Source organism: Pseudomonas fragariae (ex Marin et al. 2024), from assembly GCF_059621105.1.
This window is the reverse complement of the sequence record NZ_CM184369.1, coordinates 333,326-350,589: the sequence shown is the minus strand read 5'-3', so window position 1 is coordinate 350,589 and position 17,264 is coordinate 333,326. Positions and strand designations below refer to the sequence as shown.

Below are 17,264 nucleotides of genomic sequence, written 5' to 3'. Positions count from 1 at the left end.
TCAGATCAGTCCTTTGGCGGAAAACTTGCCCGAATCGGTTTTTGGCAGAGCCTCAAGAAACACGCACTGAGTCGGGACCATGTGCCAATCCAGATGCGCCTTGCAATAGTCGATCAGCGTTTGTCCGCTGGTCTGACGGTGGTCGCTATCAAGCACGATGCACGCCTTGGGCACATGCCCGGCCGACTCGTCAGCGACCGGCACCACCAGCACCTCGGCAACCGCCGGGTGCGAAGCCAGACACTGCTCGATCTCCCGTGGGTTCACGTTCCAGATATTGCGCGCAAATACGTCGTCCTTGCGGGCAACATAGTAGAGATAGCCCTCTGCGTCCTGCTTGAACAGATCGCCCGTGCGGTACAGCCGCGAGTGACCGAAAGCATTGTGAACAAAGGCTCTGGCGTTCGCTTCAGGCATGTCCCAGTACTCAAGCATCAGGTAGTCGCTTGTCACCAGCAACTCGCCAACCTGCCCAGGCTGGTCGATCACCCGGTCATGCTCGTCCAGCAAGTACAGACTGACACCGGGCAGAGGTTTGCCTACAGACGTTGGCCGGCGATCAATTTCCTCGGGGGGCAGGTAGCTCACGCGCTTGCATTCAGTGAGTCCGTAGTTGGAGAAAATCTGCACCTGAGGCAGCGCCTGGCGAATGCGCTGAATGTGACGGCTATGAAGGGCCTGTCCGCTGCTGGAGATATAACGCAAGCCAGGTACCCGTGCCTGCCACTCGGGTCCGGCATTGGCCAGCAGGCAAAATACCGGAGGAAAGACATGCATTGCGGTCACCGCCTCGCGTTCGACGACCGCGAGTACTTCTTCTGCGCTACCTGCAGGCCGGCTCTCAATGACACTGGTAGCCCCTGCGTACAACGGCATCATTACGTTATAGACGCCGTAATCCGATGCCAGTGTTGAGTAGCTGAGGATTCGGTCATCGGCTTCGTTACCCAGGTAAGCAGTGACCCGACTGCTGGCCGCCAACATGATGCGGTGATTGACGAGTACGCCTTTCGGATTGAAGGTCGACCCCGAGGTATAAAATATCGATGTGGGGCGTTCAGGGTCATCGGTCAATAATGAGGCTACGGCGCTCACTTCATCGCGGTACCCCGAGACAGCCTCGGCAAGTTGAATAACACCAGGTATTGCTGTTGGAATCGGGACAGTGAGCAAAACAAGCTCGAGACCGGCCTCATTGATCAAGTCAGGCAAATCATCAGTGCAGTCGGTGATCAGCACCCGGGCACCGGAATGCTTGAGTTGATGAATCAGCTTGGTACGGCTGAGGGTGTGATGAGTCGCAGCGGTGATCACTCCGGCTTGCAGCATACCCAGATAGCTTGCGATCAGGTCAATGGAGATCGGCGCGTAGAGACCTACACGGTCGCCAGGGAGGATACCGAGCGTTGCAAGCAACGACGCGATGTCATCTACCCGCTGTTGCAATTCCCGATAAGAAGTCGCCTGCCCGTCTAGAATAATGGCCGGCTTGGTCGGATATCTACGGGCGTTATCTGCGATAACCTGATGAAACAACTGCATCGTTTAACTTCCTTTTAAGCGAAACATCCCTGGCATTACTTACGTTTTTTAGCACACACCGACACATAAGTACCTTGCCATGTATAAGGCTCTATTGGCAGGCTGACGGAGTCGGTAAGTGGCCAACTTTGATTATCAAAAAAGTGACTGAAATCAACAATATCGAAGCCACTAAGCCATCGATCAAAAAAGCCTTCGCTGTCCTGGATGGACAGCCCGGCTTCTTTATCCCAGATAAACGGCTCTCCCGTGGCTTGAAAGAAACGAGTCAAGTCGGACAACAAGTCCAGAACGATATACCCGCCGGGTTTCACTGCACCGATTATTTTCGGCATGACCTGTTGAAGCTCATCTTTAGTGAAAAAGTGGAGCACTTCAGAACACACCAGTACGTCGTAACCTTCAGGTGCGGGTGTGTAGTTCAGGATATTCGCTTGCTGAAAATTCATGTCCTTTAGCCATGGATTGAGCTGGCGGCTATGTACCGTGCTGTCAACCATGTCCACGCCGCTAAGGCTGTAGCCTTTAATCGCCAAAGCCGCGAGGTTGCGACCGTCTCCGCAGCCAAGCTCCAGCACATCACCAGGACCATCAGGCAAGTTTGATAAAAACCGTTTTAACTCCTCCCTTAACTCGCCAAACAAAGTACCACTACTGCACGCACTGTACTCGCTGTCGTACCACTTTTCCAGAACGGAACTGTCCACTACTCTCATAGTAACTCCCTGCCTATTTTAGAGGTCAATGTACAACACATTGTTTCGCGCTACCGGCGCGACCTGTAAATACCAGCAATGAGATTATGGACTTTGAAGCGCTGTAGCGAATAGAAGATGGCGATCGAGACAATAGGGCATCATTTAAAATCCATTTTATTATGAGTCGTTTCGCATCCATTTTTAACAGCCTAATAAACGGATTGCAGCGGGCAAAATATTTACACCCAACCCCATTTCCTGTCAAGAAAAATCAAGGTATTGGATCCGGTATTTTGTCAACGACGAATGACAGGATTCATCCATATGAGGGTCTTAGTTCAAAAGTACGAATAGAATAGCGGGCTTGCTCACATCGCTCGATTCATGCACTGAACCTGCTGCACTCAGTGACGCGGGTACTTCAATCGGCTTACTATCGAAGACACTGATACGCCCTCTCCTGTGAACGCGCGGAGAAATATTCATGTACTCGTCGCCAGGATCCTCGACCGCTCTGGTCGCCTTGCTGATAGCTCTGCTCACAGGCTGTAGCGGAGCACCAGGCACTAGCGCGAAAACTGTCGGCGATACCCAGCCAGGCGAAGGCGGTGTTCCCGCGTTTTACGCATGGACAGATAAAGTGCCGTCAACGCCCGGACGGATGCTGCGCGCCGAGCCACTGACGCCCATTCAGAGCCTTGATAATGCTAGCCAGAATGTCCGTATTTTGTATACCTCCACCGATGGGCTCAACAACCAGCCAGTCGTAGTCTCCGGCGCACTGTTTACTCCCAAGGGCACGCCGCCGAAGGGTGGATGGCCGTTGATGGCGTGGGCGCATGGCACGGTTGGTAGTGCGGATGTCTGCGCGCCTTCTTTTGCCGGGCGCAGTGGTCGCGACACGCGCTATCTGAATGAATGGCTCGGGCGCGGTTACGCGATTGTGGCCACTGACTATGAGGGACTGGGGACGCCGGGGCTGCATCCGTTCGGGCTGAGCAGCCCGCTGGCTTACGGCGTTCTGGACAGCATTCGTGCAGTTCAGAGGGCGGATTTCAATCTGTCTTCGCGGGTTGTTGTGTTTGGTCAGTCGCAGGGCGGTCGTGCGGCGTTTGCGACGGCTGTCTACAAGAAGACTTACGCACCGGAGCTGAATATTGTCGGCGTGGTCGCGACCGGGACGCCTTATCCGATGGCTCAATTGCATGAGAAACATACGGGATCGGATAACTTCCGCGATCAGGTCTCGCCGTCGCTGGCCTACAACCTGTTGCGATTGAGTACCGCCGCGCTGATCAACCCGTTGCTGCATCCCGCCGATTACCTGAGCGACCGCGCGAAGCCCGCGTTTGAAACCAGCCAGCGTGAATGCCTGCAAGCCATCGAGCGCAAGGTGGTCGCGGATGGACTGACGTTCAACAACAGTTTCAAACGTTCACCCGAGAAAGCACTGGATCAGGTCAATCGCCATTCGGACTACCCGACGGTAAAGTCGGACATTCCGGTATTTATCGGTACCGGGGGCAAGGATGTCATCTCACCTGTTCGCAGCCAGATCGCGCTGGTCAAGGACGCGTGCAGGGCAGGCGACCGCATCGAATGGCATTACTACCCGCAACTGGATCACTCCGGCGCAGTGAATGGCTCACTGCCGGACTCGACACGTTTTGTCGAGAAAGCATTTTCGGGGGAGCTTATGACGGGGAATTGTGGGGAGACGAAGAGCGTCGCACGATAGTTGAGGTTATCGTTCCTCACGCTCCAGCGTGGGAATGCCTTGGGTGACGCTCTGCGTCACAAATCTGTGCCGCGCCGCACATTCAGGATCGGACGCGGAGCGTCCAGAACGGCATGCGACGCGGAGCGTCGCACGATAGTTGAGATTATCGTTCCTCAGCGCAGCAACGAGAGTCAGTGATCAGAACGCAGGCAGTACCGCGCCGTCGTACTTCTTCTTGATGAAGTCTTTCACTTCCTGGCTGGTCAACGCTTTCGACAGTTTCTCGATGGCGTCGGTGTGGGCGTTGTCTTCGCGGGTCACGAGGTAGTTCACGTAAAGCGAATTCGAACCTTCGATGATCAAGGCATCTTTTGTCGGCTTTAGCGGAGGCTTGGCTTCCAGTGCGTAATTGGTGTTGATCAGGGCAAGGTCAACCTGACTCAGGGCGCGTGGGAGCAATGCCGATTCCAGCTCGCGGAATTTGAAGTTGTGCGGATTGCTTGCGATGTCTTTCACAGTGGACAAGGCATTGGTGTTGTCTTTGAGAGTGATCAGTTTATTTTTGTCCAGCAGGATCAGCGCACGCCCGGCGTTGCTGCCTTCGTTCGGAATGGCAATGGTTGCGCCTTCAGGCAGATCTTTCACGCTCTTGTACTTTTTCGAGTAGCCGCCGAACGGTTCGACGTGTACGCCAACGCCGGTTACCAGGTTGGTGCCTTTACCCTTGTTGAAGCCATCCAGGTAAGGCTTGGTCTGGAAGTAGTTGGCATCCAGACGCTTCTCGCTCAACTGGACGTTGGGTTGTACGTAGTCAGTGAAGACCTTGATTTCCAGATCCACACCTTCCTTGGCCAGCGTCGGCTGGATCAGTTTGAGGATTTCCGCATGCGGTACGGGCGTTGCGCCGACGACCAGCTTTTCACCTGCGTGGGCCAGGCCAATGGAGAACACAGCCGCCAGAGCGGTCAGCAAAAACGTCTTTTTCATGCAATGTCCTTAACGAAATCCGAGAGCGTCATCCAGAAAATGACACCTTATTATTCAATGATTTGCCACAGCTATCCGAACCCTGCGACATCATGCTGACATTACCGGTGTTTTATATTCCGATAAAATACTTTTTAATCGAGTGCTTATGCTTTTTTGCACCAGAAGCTACTGTACCTCATCAAGACCGCGCCGGGACGCGCTCAAGCAGGTAGCCGCGCCAGCTCCGAGGTGACTGTTTCAAGCAATTGCCTGAGCGCGGAAAGCTGCCTGCCATCACTACCGTTGAGCAGTAGCTGCGTCTGGCGCTCGATCAGCGTCAACGGATCGGCGATGTCCGGCAGATTGATATCGTGTGCGCGAATTTCATCACCGCTGCTGACCAGCAGGGCGAAGTGAATGACGTTCTCCAGTTCACGGGTATTGCCGGGCCAGCTGTGGGCCTCCAGCGTCCGCTGCGCCTCCTCGCTGATCAGTTGCACCGGCAGGTTCAGACGCTGGCTGTAGATCCCGACAAAATATTCGGCCAACGGCAGGATGTTGCCCGGCTGCTCGCGCAATGCAGGCAGATCGAGGCGGCCCTCGCTCAGGTAATGATAAAGACGCTCGTGGAATTTCCCGGCAGCCACGGCCTGCGCCAGATCGATACTGGTGGCGGCGACCAGACGCACATCGACCGGGCTCGGCTGCTGCGCGCCCACTCGCGTGACTTCGTGATTTTCAAGGGCCGCCAGCAGCTTGACCTGGATCGGCAACGGCAGGTCGCCGATCTCGTCCAGGTACAAGGTGCCGCCATTGGCCGAACCGAACCATCCCGCGCGGCTGCTGACCGTCCCACTGTGGGCTCCGGCGGCATAGCCGAACAATTCGGCATCGGCGTATGTAGGGCTGATGGCACCGCAGTTCACTGAAACGAACAAACCCGAGCGATCACTGCCGCGATGAATGTGCCGGGCCAGCAATTCCTTGCCGGTCCCGGACTCGCCACGGATCAGTACCGGAAGAGAACGGGGAGCCAGTTGCTCCATTTCTTCACGCAACCGGCGCGAGCGTGGATCGATGAACACCAGCGCCTTGGCGCGAATGCTCAGTGGGCTTTTTTCCGCATCGGGAAAGGTCAGCAGCGGCTGGCCGAAGTTTTCGTGAAGGCTCATGACACACTCCCGCCTGAGCCCTTGCGATGGCTCAAGCGTTTAAAAAGACGGGACCCGGTGAGTCCGATAAACAAGCTGCCCGGTCATGCGCGACGACGCGCGTGTTGCTCCAGACGGTTTTGCAGGCGGTACAGGTAAGCGAAGCCCTGCTCCCAGCGTTGATGGCCGGACTTGACGTTGATATGCCCGGCCTGACTCAGAAAGCCTAGCTCGGCGCCCCAATGACGCGCCATCTCCATGGCACGCTGGGAGCTGACCGCAGGGTCGTTGTCAGAGCTGACGATCTGCGTCGGAAACGGCAATAGATCAGTAGGGATCGGCGCGAAATTACGCAATGCAGGCGGGCAATTCGGACGCTCGACGTCGGCCGGTGCCACCAGCAGTGCGCCCTGCACCTGACGCAAGGTTTCCAGCGGCGCGAGTCGAGCCCAGTGCGCGACCGTGACGCAACCCAGGCTGTGCGCGATCAGGATCACTGGCGTGTCATGCACGGCAATCGTGCGTTGCAACTCACCCACCCAGTCTTCACGACGTGGCTTGAGCCAGTCGGCCTGCTCCACGCGCGTGCTGTTGGGCAGGCTGTTCTGCCAGTGGGTCTGCCAATGATCGTCAGGAGACCCTTGCCAGCCTGGCACGATCAGATACCGGATCGACTCGTTATGCATGGATTCGCCTCCTGCATGTATGCGTTCATGAGACGAGTATAGGGATGGAAGTTATATTCGCTAAGGAATAAGAAGCTATTTATTAATTCCCAAAACGAATATCGGCTGACAGACAAAAAAAGAGGCCACTCCCTGCCTTCGAGGAACGGCCTCTAATAAAAATCACTTTCAGGGCAAAGATTATCCGCACTTCGTTACAGGATTACGACGGCCTCAGGTTGCAGGCACAGTACGCGGACCCTGCTCGCCCGCAGTCAACGGCACTGTCTCGTCATGCTGCGGGACTTCACGGGCAACGTTCCACACCACAATCGCAGCGACGATGTCGAAAATCGCCAGCACCACGAACAGCGGGCTGTAGCCGATTTTGGTGACCAGCACGCCGAACACCATAGTGAATGCCGCCGCCCCGAAAAAGCCGAACATTCCGCCCATCCCGGTCGCCGTGGCCACCTCGTTTTTGCCGAATGAATCCGAGGTGATCGAATACAGCGCGCCCGACAGGGTCTGGTGAGCAAAACCACCGATGCACAACAAGGCAATGGCGGTGTAGGGACTGTCGACCAGCCCGATGCACGCTGGCCCGATCATGCAGGAGCAGCCGAACAGCATGACCATCTTGCGCGAGGTGAACAGCGACACCTTGCAGTACTTGTGGAACAACGGGCTCAGGTAGCCGCCCAGTACGCAGCCGATGTCAGCCGCCAGAAACGGCAGCCAGGCGAACATCGCGACTTCCTTGATGTTCATGTGACGCTCGGTCATCAGGTACAGCGGAATCCACGCATTGAAGGTCTGCCAGGCAGGCTCGGAGAGGATTCGCGCCGAGGCAATCGCGTAGAAATTACGGTTTTTGAACAGTCGCTTCCAGCTGCCTTTCTGGGCAGGTGCGTCCTTCAGACGCGCTTCCTGGCCGCTGAGGATGTAGTCACGTTCGGCATCGCCCAGACGCTTCTGATCGCGCGGGTGTTTGTACAGCAGCAGCCACAGGCCGCTCCACACAATGCCCAGACCGCCGACAATCAGAAACGCCAGCTCCCAGCCACTCTGCAGAATGGCCCAGACCACCAGCGGCGGCGCAAGCAATGCGCCGAACGACGAACCGATGTTGAACCAGCCGATGGCGACCGAGCGCTCCTTGGCCGGAAACCATTCAGTGGTCGCCTTGACGCCGGCCGGAAGCCCCGCGGCTTCGGTCAGGCCGAGCATGCCGCGGAAGATCGCCAGACTCTGCCAGCCGGTTGCGAAGGCGGCAGCAGCGCAGGCGGCAGACCAGGCGATGGCGAAAATCGCAAAGCCCATCTTGGTGCCGATCGCATCAATGATGTAGCCCGCCACAGGTTGCATGATGGCGTAGCACAGTTGCCAGGCGACCACGATGTGCGCGTACTGCTCGGTGGAAATGCTCAGCTCGCTCATGAGCGTCGGAGCTGCGACGGACAGTGTGTTGCGTGCCAGGTAGTTGACCACCAGGCCGGCCGTGACCAGCCCCACCATCCACCAACGAATGCCTTTTATCTTCATCTCTTCACCCTGTTTATTTTTAGATTGGCGATGAGCGTCCCGCGGCCAAGGCCGTGAGGCGGCTGGTTTTGTGTAACTTCAGATTACGTTTTCTTCAGAAGACTTTTAGGCGCTTTCTGCCGACGATCATGTGTAAAAACAGATTTTCCGTGCGAGAAGCATGCTTTTATGGCCTGAGAATTCAGACTGGTCATGAGGTTGTTACTCTTTGAATTATTTTTGTGGTTGTAATTTTTTTCGAGTCTTATGTTGTCGTACAACATAGTGAACTTATAGTCATTTGCCATTCCGGTGTCAAATGACAGAAACGCTATGACCTGCTTCAGCAATGGGTCAGGGAAGCATTGAGAGTGGGAGATACATTTTCGCGTCATACGACGACTGTGCAATCAGCGTCTGCACGCAGCTCGTTTGCGCCTATTGGGCATCACTCAGTGGTTACAGCACAGATATTTTCTGCATGACGGCAAGAAACGCGTCATGACACTTGCACAACTGTCACAAATGCTTTCATTCTTGAAGGCGGCGTCAGGCAAGGGAGTTGCCCGGTGAGACCTTATCGGCATGGGCCCGACGCTGAAGTCACCTCATGTCAGGAAGAGGCGTGCGCATGCCCGAGCCAAGCAGTCTCGCCAGCTGGACCCCCGCGCTGCGCAAGCAGCTTACTGCCCTGGGTATGGACAGCGATGCGTTGTGCCAGAGCGCGGGCATAGACCTGAATTTGCTCAGTGAACCCGGTGCGCAATTCTCGCCGGATGTCACCGCTGCGCTTTGGCAACGGGCAGTGCAAGCCAGCCTTGATCCGGCGCTGGGTTTGCGTGTTTCACGCTTTGTCAGCCCGACAGCGTTTCATGCGCTGGGCTACACGCTGGTCGCCAGCGGTTCGCTACGCGAAGTTTTCGAGCGCATCGTACGTTACCGCTCGATGGCCGAGGACTCTCTGGAGCTGGACTTCAGGACAGTCGGCGAGCGTTATGAATTTCGCTTCGGCACGCCGCCCTCCTGTCAGTCACCGGTGCATGAGCTGCTGGATGCATTTGCCGCCATTTACGTGCGCACCTGCCGCAATCGGCTCGGCCGGGGCTACGCGCCGCTTGCCGTGCACCTGCAGCGTCCGGCACCCGACGACCCGCGGCCCTGGCACGACCTGTTTCGCTCACCGGTCATGTTTGCGGCGCAGGAGAACTTGCTGGAGTTTGACGGTGATCAATTCGACAGCCACCTGGATGACGGCCCGGTACAGCTGAACGGCCAGGAATCCCAAGGGGATCCGTTACCGTCCCTGATCTGGGAGCAGCGCGTACGCTCGGCCATCGAAACCCTGCTGCCGGACGGCGAGCCCACCGCCCACAGCATCGCCGAAGCCCTGCACCTGAGCACGCGCAGCCTGCAGCGTCATCTGGCGGACGAGGGCTGCTGCTATGACCTGCTGCTCAACCAATGCCGCCAGAACCTGGCGCTGCTGCACATGAACGATCAACAAAGCTCGCTGAGCGAAATCGCCTACCTGCTGGGTTTTTCCGACACCGACTGCCTGAGCCGCGCCTTCAAACGCTGGACCGGGCTGACACCGGAACAGTACCGCAGCAGCGTGGTGCGTTGAGCGCTGATGGAGGACACACCATCGTGCCCATGCTCAGCGTCCACTCTTGATCAAGCGGCGCAGCGCACATCCATGACGCGGAGCGTCACGAAGGGCATTCCCACGCTGGAGCGTGAGGAACGATAGGTGTCCGGGGGATCGCGAGCGTAACGCGCCCTGAAGAACACCATCGTACCCATGCTCCGCGTGGGTATGCCGTTCTGGACGCTCTGCGTCCTCTCCTGATTATGTGACGCAGAGCGTCACGACAGGCATTCCCACGCTGGAGCGTGAGGAACGATAGGTGTCTGGGGGATCGCGGGCGTAACGCGCCCTGAAGAACACCATCGTACCCATGCTCCGCGTGGGTATGCCGTTCTGGACGCTCTGCGTCCTCTCCTGATTATGTGACGCAGAGCGTCACGACAGGCATTCCCACACTGGAGTGGTGTGACCCCCGAAGGTTGGACAATTATCCACCTACGCTGCCTTGGCGGCCTGCATTCTGTATTCCACAGGACTCAGGCCGTTAAGCTTCAGTTTTATGCGTGAGTGATTGTAATACTCAATGTACTCTTCGATACCCGCTTGAAGCTCATCCAGATCGTTAAATTTGTTCAGGTAGAAAAATTCGGATTTCAGCGTGCTAAAAAAGCTCTCAATAGCCGCGTTGTCGTAGCAGTTACCCTTGCGCGACATGCTGGCTGCGATCGAATTCTCATTGAGCAGTCGCTGGTAAATAGGCATCCGATATTGCCAGCCCTGGTCGGAATGCAAAATCGGCTTTTCATGCGGTCCAAGCCGCTTAAATGCTCCTTCAAGCATTTCGTCGACCATGGAGTACAGCGGGCGCCTGGCAATCGCATAGGAAATGATTTCGCCGCTGTACAGATCCATGATCGGCGACAGATAAAGTTTCTGGCCTCCTACTTTGAATTCGGTCACGTCGGTGGCCCATTTCTGGTTAAGGTATTGCGCTTTGAAATCACGCTTTAGCAGGTTAGGCGCGGCCTTGCCTGTTTCGCCTTTGTAGGAACGGTATTTCTTCACGCGTATCAGGCTCTTCAGGCCTAGCTGCCCCATTAGTTTCTGCACCGTCTTGTGGTTCACAAGATGGCCCGCCCTGCGCAAAGCTGCCGTGATGCGACGATAGCCATACCGGCCCTTGTGCTCGTAGAAAGTTGCCTGAATCAGGTCTTTCAGCCCGGCGTATTTGTCATCTACCAGCAGTACCTTTTGTTGATAGTAAAAAGTGCTGCGTGCCAGACCGGCAAACTTCAGCAGGCCGTCCAGAGAATGTAAAGGCCTCAGTTCCATCACGATTTGCGCTTTTTCTGCTGCGCTATTCGTTGCTTCTTCTGAACCAAGGCATCGAGCTTTTTTAGATAATCGACCTCCATCCGCAGTTGCTTCACCTCGGCAAGCAACTCGTCACGCGAGCGCGATTCATCGTTGATCGGAGCGGAGTTCACAGGGGGAAGGGGCGTCGTCATCTTTCTTGGGCGTCCAACTTTCTTAGGGGGCTTTGAGGATGCGTTAAGAGCACCTTCGTCAAAAAGGCGCTGCCATAGATTGATGATGCCGAACTGACGGATATCGAACAAGGCCGCTGTCTGGCGCAGTGATAATCGCTCATCATGCATGCGCTTCAAAACAGCTAGCTTGAATTCGTCACTGTAACGCTGCCGCCTTTTCTCTTTAAGAGCGGCTGGGCCGTGGATCTGATAAGCCGCGACCCACTGACGAAGGCAGGAAAAGTCCACATCGTGGCGACGCGCAACATCCCTCAAACCTGCCTTGCCGGCACAATACTCTTTCACGGCTGCGAGTTTTGCCTGCTCTGTATATTTACCCATGACGCCTCCAAAGGTTGCATCCAACCTTCGGGGGTCACACCAGAGCGTGAGGAACGATAGGTGTCCGGGGGATCGCGAGCGTAACGCGCCCTGAAGAACACCATCGTACCCATGCTCCGCGTGGGTATGCCGTTCTGGACGCTCTGCGTCCTCTACTGATTATGTTACGCAGAGCGTCACGACAGGCATTCCCACGCTGGAGCGTGAGGAACGATAGGTGTCGGAGGGATCGCGAGCGTAACGCGCCCTGAAGAACACCATCGTACCCATGCTCCGCGTGGGTATGCCGTTCTGGACGCTCTGCGTCCTCTACTGATTATGTTACGTAGAGCGTCACGCGACGCTGGAGCGTGAGGAACGATAGTGCTCTCAAGAACACCGTCGCGCCTGGGCTCCGCGTAGGTATGTTTTGGTTTCTAGCGTGCTTCGATCCGCGCCAGTTCAGGCAGATCCCCCGACAAACCCAGTGCCTCGCGGACGAACAGCGCCTTGGCTTCGGGCATGCGGTTGACCATTTTCAGGCCGGTGTTGCGCAACCAGCGCAAGGGCAGCGGGTCGGCCTGGAACAGGCGTTCGAAGCCTTCCATCGCGGCCATCAGTGCAAGGTTGTGCGGCATGCGGCGGCGCTCGTAGCGGCCCAGCACACGCAGGTCAGACCAGCGCTCGCCGCGCCTTGCGGCATGGGTCAGGACCTCCGCCAGCACTGCGGCGTCGAGAAAACCGAGGTTCACGCCCTGCCCGGCCAGCGGGTGAATGGTGTGGGCCGCATCACCAATCAGTGCCAATCCTCCGGCAACGTACCGCTTGGCGTGACGCTGACGCAGCGGCACACACAGGCGGCTATCGGCAGACAGCACCTGGCCCAGTCGTCCTTCGAATGCCTGCTCCAGTTCGCGGCAGAACAGGTCATCTTCCAGCACCATCAGGCGCTCGGCTTCGGCAGGTGTGACTGACCAGACGATGGAACACCAGTGCTCGCCCTCACGCTCCAGTGGCAGAAAGGCCAGCGGCCCGTCATCGGTGAAACGCTGCCAGGCGGTTTTCCTGTGGGGATCGGCAGTGCGCACACTGGTGACGATCGCGTGATGCAGGTAATCCCATTCACGCGTCGGCGTTTCAGTCAGGCGGCGCACGGCGGAATTGGCACCGTCGGCAGCCACCACCAGCGGTGCGCGCAGCTGACGGCCATCAGCCAGGGTCAGCAACCAGTCATCGCCGGAGTGACGCATCTGTTCAAGCCGCGCATTGGCCAGCAGGCCGATGTCGCTGGCATGCAGACGGTCGAGCAACGCGTCCTGCACCACACGATTCTCGATGATGTGACCGAGCACGTCGGCATGCACGCTGGAGGCCGAGAAGTGAATCTGCCCGGTGCCGCTGCCGTCCCAGACCTGCATATGCGCATACGGGCTGATGCGCCGGGCTGCGATGCCTTCCCACACGCCCAGCCGCTGGAGGATTCGCTGGCTGGCCGCCGACAAGGCGCTGACCCGCGGCTCGAAGCTCGACTGCTGATCAAACGGTTCGACGCTCAGCGGTCCACCGTCGACCACCAGCACATCAAGGCCGCTGTCCTGCAATGCCAAGGCAAGGGCACTGCCGACCATTCCGGCTCCGACAATCAGCACATCTGCGCGCGTTTCCATGGTCAAACCGTTCTCGCTTGCGGCCGAAGCCCTGTGTTTAAAGTGGGTGATTCACACATCGGATCGAGTCCCCAACCCCATTGCCTGGCGGGCAAACCAGCGCTTGGCGGCAGGCAGCAGGTCCAGGCCGAGCAACCCGACGTTACGCCCGGTGGCAACCGCCGACCGGGAGCTGCCGAACAGGCGCGTCACCTTGTCGGAGAAGCCCACGGTCAATTGCTGATCCTGGCGCTGGCGCTCACGGTAGAGCTGCAGCGTCGGCAGCGCACCGGGCGGCGCGGCGCTGTCCAGCAGCGTCTCGGCCAGTGCATCGGCGTCGCGCAAGGACAGATTGAACCCCTGCCCGGCGACCGGATGCAGACTGTGCGCCGCGTTGCCCAGGATCACCAGATGCGAGCGCACCTGCTCTTCGGCTTCGATCAGTGCCAAGGGGTAGACATGCCGGGCACCTACCTGACGCAGCGTGCCCAGGCGATAGCCAAACACGCCCTGCAGCTCTTCCAGAAAACTGCGGTCGTCCAGCTCGGCCAGACGCTGGGTATCGTTGCCCGGACGTGTCCAGACCAACGCACAGCGGTTATCCGGCAATGGCAGCAGCGCCATCGGCCCGTCTTCGGTAAAACGTTCGAACGCCTGCCCGCAGTGAGCTTCGCTCGGCGTGATATTGGCAATCAGCGCATGCTGGTCGTAAGGCCGTTGCCGCACCCCGATACCCAACTGTTCGCGCAGACTGGAACGGCCACCGTCGGCCAGCACGGCCAGGTCGCAGTCCAGTTCGCTGTCGTCACTGAGGCTCAGGCGATAACCATCGGCCAATGGCTGCATGTGTTTGACCTCGGCCGGCACACGCCAACTGACCACATCACGGTCCAGCCCGGCCCACAGAGCCTGACCGAGCCAGGCGTTTTCGACTACATAGCCAAGCGCCGGAACGCCCTCTTCGATCGCCGACAGGCGAGTGGCGCCGAAGCGACCCCGGTCCGACACCTGGATTTGCAGGATCGGCTCGGCGCGTCGGGAAATCTGCTGCCAGAGGCCAAGCCGTTCATAGATGCGTCGCGAGCCGAACGACAGTGCCGAAGAACGCGCATCGTAGCTGGGCTGCCAGGCTTCACCCGGCGCGAAGGGCTCGATGAGCACGATTTTCCAGCCGCGCGCCTTGGCACCGGCCTGCAGCGACAGCGCAAGGCTTGCACCGACCAATCCGCCGCCGACGATGGCGATATTGAAGCGGCTCATACGACCTGTTCCTGTGCAGCCGCCATCAGCGCCTCGATCTCGGCGACGGTCTTGGGCACGCCGCCGGACAGAATTTCACACCCCTGCCTGGTCACAACCACGTCATCCTCGATTCGCACACCAATACCTCGCCATTTCTTCGCGACGTCCAGGTTGTCGGGGGATATGTAAATCCCGGGTTCAACGGTCAGCGTCATGCCGACCTCCAGTACGCGCCACTCGCCGCCGACCTTGTATTCGCCGACGTCATGCACATCCATGCCCAGCCAGTGCCCGGCACGGTGCATGTAAAACATCTTGTAGGCCTCGCTTTCGATCAGCTCGCCGACATCGCCGCGCAGCAGGCCCAGCTCGACCAGCCCGGCGGTAATCACCTTGACCGTCGCCTCGTGTGCCTGGTTCCAGTGTTTGTCAGGCCCGATGGCCGCGAAGGCCGCCTGCTGGGACTTGAGCACCAGCTCGTAGATGGCTTTCTGTTCGGGGGAAAACCTGCCGTTCACCGGGAAGGTACGGGTGATGTCGCTGGCATAGCAGTCGATTTCGCAGCCCGCGTCGATCAACACCAGATCACCGTCCCTGAGCACCGCGTCGTTCTGCTGGTAATGCAGGATGCAACCGTTGCGACCCGAGGCGACGATCGAGCCATAGGCAGGCATCTTCGAACCGCCCTTGCGGAACTCGTAGTCCAGTTCGGCTTCCAGACTGAACTCATGCAACCCCGCGCGGCAGGCCTGCATCGCCCGCACATGGGCCCGCGCGGAAATATCCGCCGCGCAACGCATGACTTTGATTTCCGCGGCGGACTTGTACAGGCGCATGTCGTGCAACAGATGGTCCAGCGCCACGAACTCCTTGGGCGGCTGGGCACCGAGGTGCGCCTTGGAGCGAATCACGTTGATCCAGTCCATCAGGTGTCGGTCGAATTCAGGATTGCTGCCCATCGCCGAATACACCCGATCCCGGCCTTCGATCAGGCCGGGCAGGATTTCATCGATGTCATTGATGGGGAACGCGTCGTCCGCACCGTACTCGCGGATCGCGCCTTCCTGCCCCGCGCGAAGGCCTTCCCACAGCTCGCGCTCGGGGTTGCGCTCGCGGCAGAACAATACGTACTCACCGTATTCACGACCGGGGATCAGCACCACCACCGCTTCGGGCTCGGGAAAGCCGCTCAGGTACTGAAAGTCGCTGTCCTGCCGATAGACGTGCTCGACATCACGATTGCGAATGGCAACCGCAGCGGCGGGCAGGATGGCAATGCTGTCCGGCTCCATCTGAGCCATCAGAGCCTTGCGGCGGCGGGCGTACTCGGACTTCGGGATCTGAATCATGGGCAGCGGGCGTCCTGATGGAGTCCACCGGCTCGCGCTGCGGCAAGCGCTGGCCGGTGTCGCAGTGATCGGCTATCAGTGCAGGGAAGGCTTGGGTTGCGGCGCGGACGGCTCGTTGAATTCAGTGAACAGCAGCAGCGGCGCTACACGCATGTACTCCATGACTTCCATGTAGTCGGTTTCGCCGTCTTCGGACTCTTCCAGCGCGTCCTGAACCTGGGCAATCGCCGCCAGATCCTCCAGAACAGCCTTGGCCTCGGTGCCCAGCGGCTTGTCACCAATGTTCAGACCGAAGCCCATCAAAAATCCCTGACACCATTGGCCCAGCGCAGCAGCACGCTCGGTCAGCGGTTCATCGTCGCCCGGCAGCAACAGCACGACGGTCATGTCGTCGCCGGTGAGCTCGCCCTTGACCATCTCTTGCAGGCCGATGAGGGCCTGACGGATATTGGCTTGCGGCTCGGTTTCCAGCAGTTGCGACGCGTCGGCGAACCAGCCTTCGTAGTCGAAACCGGCAGCTGCGCAACTACGCCCCAGCAACAGGCCATGCAGCTCGGCAGGAGATACCTGGTGACCGCCACTGTTGAGCAGAGTGGCGAACGCTTTGTACGGAGAATTCTGAATGGGCATGGGTAGCTAGTCGCCAAACGGCGCAATGTCTAGAATGAAGGCCTTGTATCCTAGACTATCCGCGCGACAAGATCACCCGGACGGCGGTTCGAGCTTGAGCACAAGCATCGCTCCCCCTGCCATTCATCAGAAAGTATTCAGTGGAAAACAATGGAAGACACCGACCTGCAAGCGCTGATGAAACGTGTGGAGCTGCTCCTGAAGTATGCCGAGCAACTTAAAGGCCAAAACGCACTCTTATTAGCTCAGGAAAAGACCTGGCGCGAGGAACGTGCCCAACTGATTGAAAAAAACGAAATCGCCCGGCAGAAGGTCGAGTCAATGATTTCGCGCCTTAAAGCCCTGGAGCAAGACTCATGAGCAATGGCAACAGCGTTACCGTTCAGATCCTGGACAAGGAATATTCGATCATCTGCCCTCAGGAAGAGCGCACCAACCTGGTCAGCGCCGCCCGCTACCTGGATGGCAAGATGCGTGAGATCCGCAGCAGCGGCAAAGTCATCGGTGCGGATCGCATCGCCGTGATGGCTGCCCTGAACATCACTCACGACCTGCTGCACAAGGAACATCTGCCTGACGTACAGACCAGCGGTTCGACCCGCGAACAGGTCCGCGATCTGCTCGACAAGGTCGATCTGGTGCTGGCGACAGACACGCCCGGCACACCGGATTCAACTCGGGGCTGATTAT

At 58.1% G+C, this 17,264-nt stretch carries 15 protein-coding genes; 4 read left to right on the top strand and 11 right to left on the bottom strand.

All coding sequences use genetic code 11. The features are described from left to right. Both AC54XV_RS01635 and AC54XV_RS01630 read right to left on the bottom strand, forming a co-directional pair. Nucleotides 1–1,542 carry a class I adenylate-forming enzyme family protein gene (locus AC54XV_RS01635; RefSeq protein ID WP_003403196.1) on the bottom strand — a complete coding sequence of 514 codons (1,542 nt, stop codon included), beginning with the start codon at nucleotides 1,540–1,542 and terminating at the stop codon, nucleotides 1–3. 35 nt (nucleotides 1,543–1,577) lie between these two features. Next, nucleotides 1,578–2,258, bottom strand: a complete 681-nt coding sequence (locus tag AC54XV_RS01630) for a class I SAM-dependent methyltransferase (RefSeq protein ID WP_058399352.1) — start codon at nucleotides 2,256–2,258, stop codon at nucleotides 1,578–1,580. Between the two features lie 466 nt (nucleotides 2,259–2,724). On the opposite strand from AC54XV_RS01630, the gene AC54XV_RS01625 reads away from it, so the two are divergent. Then, the gene (locus AC54XV_RS01625; RefSeq protein ID WP_496717720.1) at nucleotides 2,725–3,978 is read left to right on the top strand and encodes a lipase family protein; all 1,254 of its coding nucleotides are present in this window, start codon (nucleotides 2,725–2,727) and stop codon (nucleotides 3,976–3,978) included. 180 nt (nucleotides 3,979–4,158) lie between these two features. Here the strand turns inward: AC54XV_RS01625 and AC54XV_RS01620 are convergent, their stop codons facing one another. From AC54XV_RS01620 to AC54XV_RS01605, 4 genes are all read right to left on the bottom strand, one after another. Next, a complete protein-coding gene (locus AC54XV_RS01620) occupies nucleotides 4,159–4,947 on the bottom strand; it encodes a MetQ/NlpA family ABC transporter substrate-binding protein (RefSeq protein WP_496717718.1) in 789 nt (262 codons plus the stop codon). Between the two features lie 203 nt (nucleotides 4,948–5,150). After that, nucleotides 5,151–6,101, bottom strand: coding sequence for a sigma 54-interacting transcriptional regulator (locus AC54XV_RS01615; protein WP_111522324.1), 951 nt, complete (start codon nucleotides 6,099–6,101; stop codon nucleotides 5,151–5,153). A gap of 83 nt (nucleotides 6,102–6,184) precedes the next feature. Then, entirely contained in the window at nucleotides 6,185–6,766 is a 582-nt protein-coding gene (locus tag AC54XV_RS01610; RefSeq protein ID WP_003403209.1) for an alpha/beta hydrolase, read from the bottom strand. A 213-nt stretch (nucleotides 6,767–6,979) separates the two neighbouring features. Further along, nucleotides 6,980–8,290, bottom strand: a complete 1,311-nt coding sequence (locus AC54XV_RS01605) for an MFS transporter (RefSeq protein ID WP_080269070.1) — start codon at nucleotides 8,288–8,290, stop codon at nucleotides 6,980–6,982. A gap of 610 nt (nucleotides 8,291–8,900) precedes the next feature. Here AC54XV_RS01605 and AC54XV_RS01600 point away from each other — a divergent pair. Next, nucleotides 8,901–9,893 carry an AraC family transcriptional regulator gene (locus AC54XV_RS01600; RefSeq protein ID WP_060400367.1) on the top strand — a complete coding sequence of 331 codons (993 nt, stop codon included), beginning with the start codon at nucleotides 8,901–8,903 and terminating at the stop codon, nucleotides 9,891–9,893. Between the two features lie 459 nt (nucleotides 9,894–10,352). Here AC54XV_RS01600 and AC54XV_RS01595 read toward each other — a convergent pair. The 5 genes from AC54XV_RS01595 to AC54XV_RS01575 all read right to left on the bottom strand — a co-directional run bounded on the left by AC54XV_RS01595 (nucleotide 10,353) and on the right by AC54XV_RS01575 (nucleotide 16,574). After that, nucleotides 10,353–11,728 (bottom strand): IS3-like element ISPsy9 family transposase gene (locus AC54XV_RS01595; RefSeq protein ID WP_104722995.1). Its coding sequence is split into 2 segments (ribosomal slippage): nucleotides 10,353–11,257 and nucleotides 11,257–11,728, totalling 1,377 coding nucleotides; the frame shifts between segments, so codons are not numbered across the junction. A gap of 416 nt (nucleotides 11,729–12,144) precedes the next feature. After that, the gene (locus AC54XV_RS01590; protein ID WP_011266320.1) at nucleotides 12,145–13,374 is read right to left on the bottom strand and encodes a 2-octaprenyl-3-methyl-6-methoxy-1,4-benzoquinol hydroxylase; all 1,230 of its coding nucleotides are present in this window, start codon (nucleotides 13,372–13,374) and stop codon (nucleotides 12,145–12,147) included. 51 nt (nucleotides 13,375–13,425) lie between these two features. Beyond that, the gene (gene ubiH / locus AC54XV_RS01585) at nucleotides 13,426–14,613 is read right to left on the bottom strand and encodes a 2-octaprenyl-6-methoxyphenyl hydroxylase (protein WP_024640254.1); all 1,188 of its coding nucleotides are present in this window, start codon (nucleotides 14,611–14,613) and stop codon (nucleotides 13,426–13,428) included. Continuing rightward, complete coding sequence (gene pepP / locus AC54XV_RS01580; RefSeq protein ID WP_024640253.1) at nucleotides 14,610–15,944, bottom strand: Xaa-Pro aminopeptidase; 1,335 nt, start codon at nucleotides 15,942–15,944, stop codon at nucleotides 14,610–14,612. The genes ubiH and pepP overlap by 4 nt, the downstream gene beginning before the upstream one ends. Nucleotides 15,945–16,019: 75 nt before the next feature. After that, nucleotides 16,020–16,574: a YecA/YgfB family protein gene (locus AC54XV_RS01575; protein ID WP_024641261.1), complete on the bottom strand. Its 555-nt coding sequence runs from the start codon at nucleotides 16,572–16,574 to the stop codon at nucleotides 16,020–16,022. Between the two features lie 150 nt (nucleotides 16,575–16,724). On the opposite strand from AC54XV_RS01575, the gene AC54XV_RS01570 reads away from it, so the two are divergent. Then, nucleotides 16,725–16,934, top strand: a complete 210-nt coding sequence (locus AC54XV_RS01570) for a TIGR02449 family protein (protein ID WP_002551573.1) — start codon at nucleotides 16,725–16,727, stop codon at nucleotides 16,932–16,934. Beyond that, nucleotides 16,931–17,260 (top strand): cell division protein ZapA, encoded by a 330-nt coding sequence (locus AC54XV_RS01565; protein ID WP_003317331.1) that lies wholly within the window; start codon nucleotides 16,931–16,933, stop codon nucleotides 17,258–17,260. Before AC54XV_RS01570 ends, AC54XV_RS01565 begins: the two co-directional genes overlap by 4 nt. Nucleotides 17,261–17,264: the final 4 nt, after the last annotated feature.

What these genes read in the sequence shown, in the direction of transcription:
- AC54XV_RS01635 (WP_003403196.1), bottom strand. Translation starts at nt 1,542, where the DNA reads ATGCAGTTGTTTCATCAGGTTATCGCAGATAACGCCCGTAGATATCCG.
- AC54XV_RS01630 (WP_058399352.1), bottom strand. Translation starts at nt 2,258, where the DNA reads ATGAGAGTAGTGGACAGTTCCGTTCTGGAAAAGTGGTACGACAGCGAG.
- AC54XV_RS01625 (WP_496717720.1), top strand. Translation starts at nt 2,725, where the DNA reads ATGTACTCGTCGCCAGGATCCTCGACCGCTCTGGTCGCCTTGCTGATA.
- AC54XV_RS01620 (WP_496717718.1), bottom strand. Translation starts at nt 4,947, where the DNA reads ATGAAAAAGACGTTTTTGCTGACCGCTCTGGCGGCTGTGTTCTCCATT.
- AC54XV_RS01615 (WP_111522324.1), bottom strand. Translation starts at nt 6,101, where the DNA reads ATGAGCCTTCACGAAAACTTCGGCCAGCCGCTGCTGACCTTTCCCGAT.
- AC54XV_RS01610 (WP_003403209.1), bottom strand. Translation starts at nt 6,766, where the DNA reads ATGCATAACGAGTCGATCCGGTATCTGATCGTGCCAGGCTGGCAAGGG.
- AC54XV_RS01605 (WP_080269070.1), bottom strand. Translation starts at nt 8,290, where the DNA reads ATGAAGATAAAAGGCATTCGTTGGTGGATGGTGGGGCTGGTCACGGCC.
- AC54XV_RS01600 (WP_060400367.1), top strand. Translation starts at nt 8,901, where the DNA reads ATGCCCGAGCCAAGCAGTCTCGCCAGCTGGACCCCCGCGCTGCGCAAG.
- AC54XV_RS01590 (WP_011266320.1), bottom strand. Translation starts at nt 13,374, where the DNA reads ATGGAAACGCGCGCAGATGTGCTGATTGTCGGAGCCGGAATGGTCGGC.
- ubiH (WP_024640254.1), bottom strand. Translation starts at nt 14,613, where the DNA reads ATGAGCCGCTTCAATATCGCCATCGTCGGCGGCGGATTGGTCGGTGCA.
- pepP (WP_024640253.1), bottom strand. Translation starts at nt 15,944, where the DNA reads ATGATTCAGATCCCGAAGTCCGAGTACGCCCGCCGCCGCAAGGCTCTG.
- AC54XV_RS01575 (WP_024641261.1), bottom strand. Translation starts at nt 16,574, where the DNA reads ATGCCCATTCAGAATTCTCCGTACAAAGCGTTCGCCACTCTGCTCAAC.
- AC54XV_RS01570 (WP_002551573.1), top strand. Translation starts at nt 16,725, where the DNA reads ATGGAAGACACCGACCTGCAAGCGCTGATGAAACGTGTGGAGCTGCTC.
- AC54XV_RS01565 (WP_003317331.1), top strand. Translation starts at nt 16,931, where the DNA reads ATGAGCAATGGCAACAGCGTTACCGTTCAGATCCTGGACAAGGAATAT.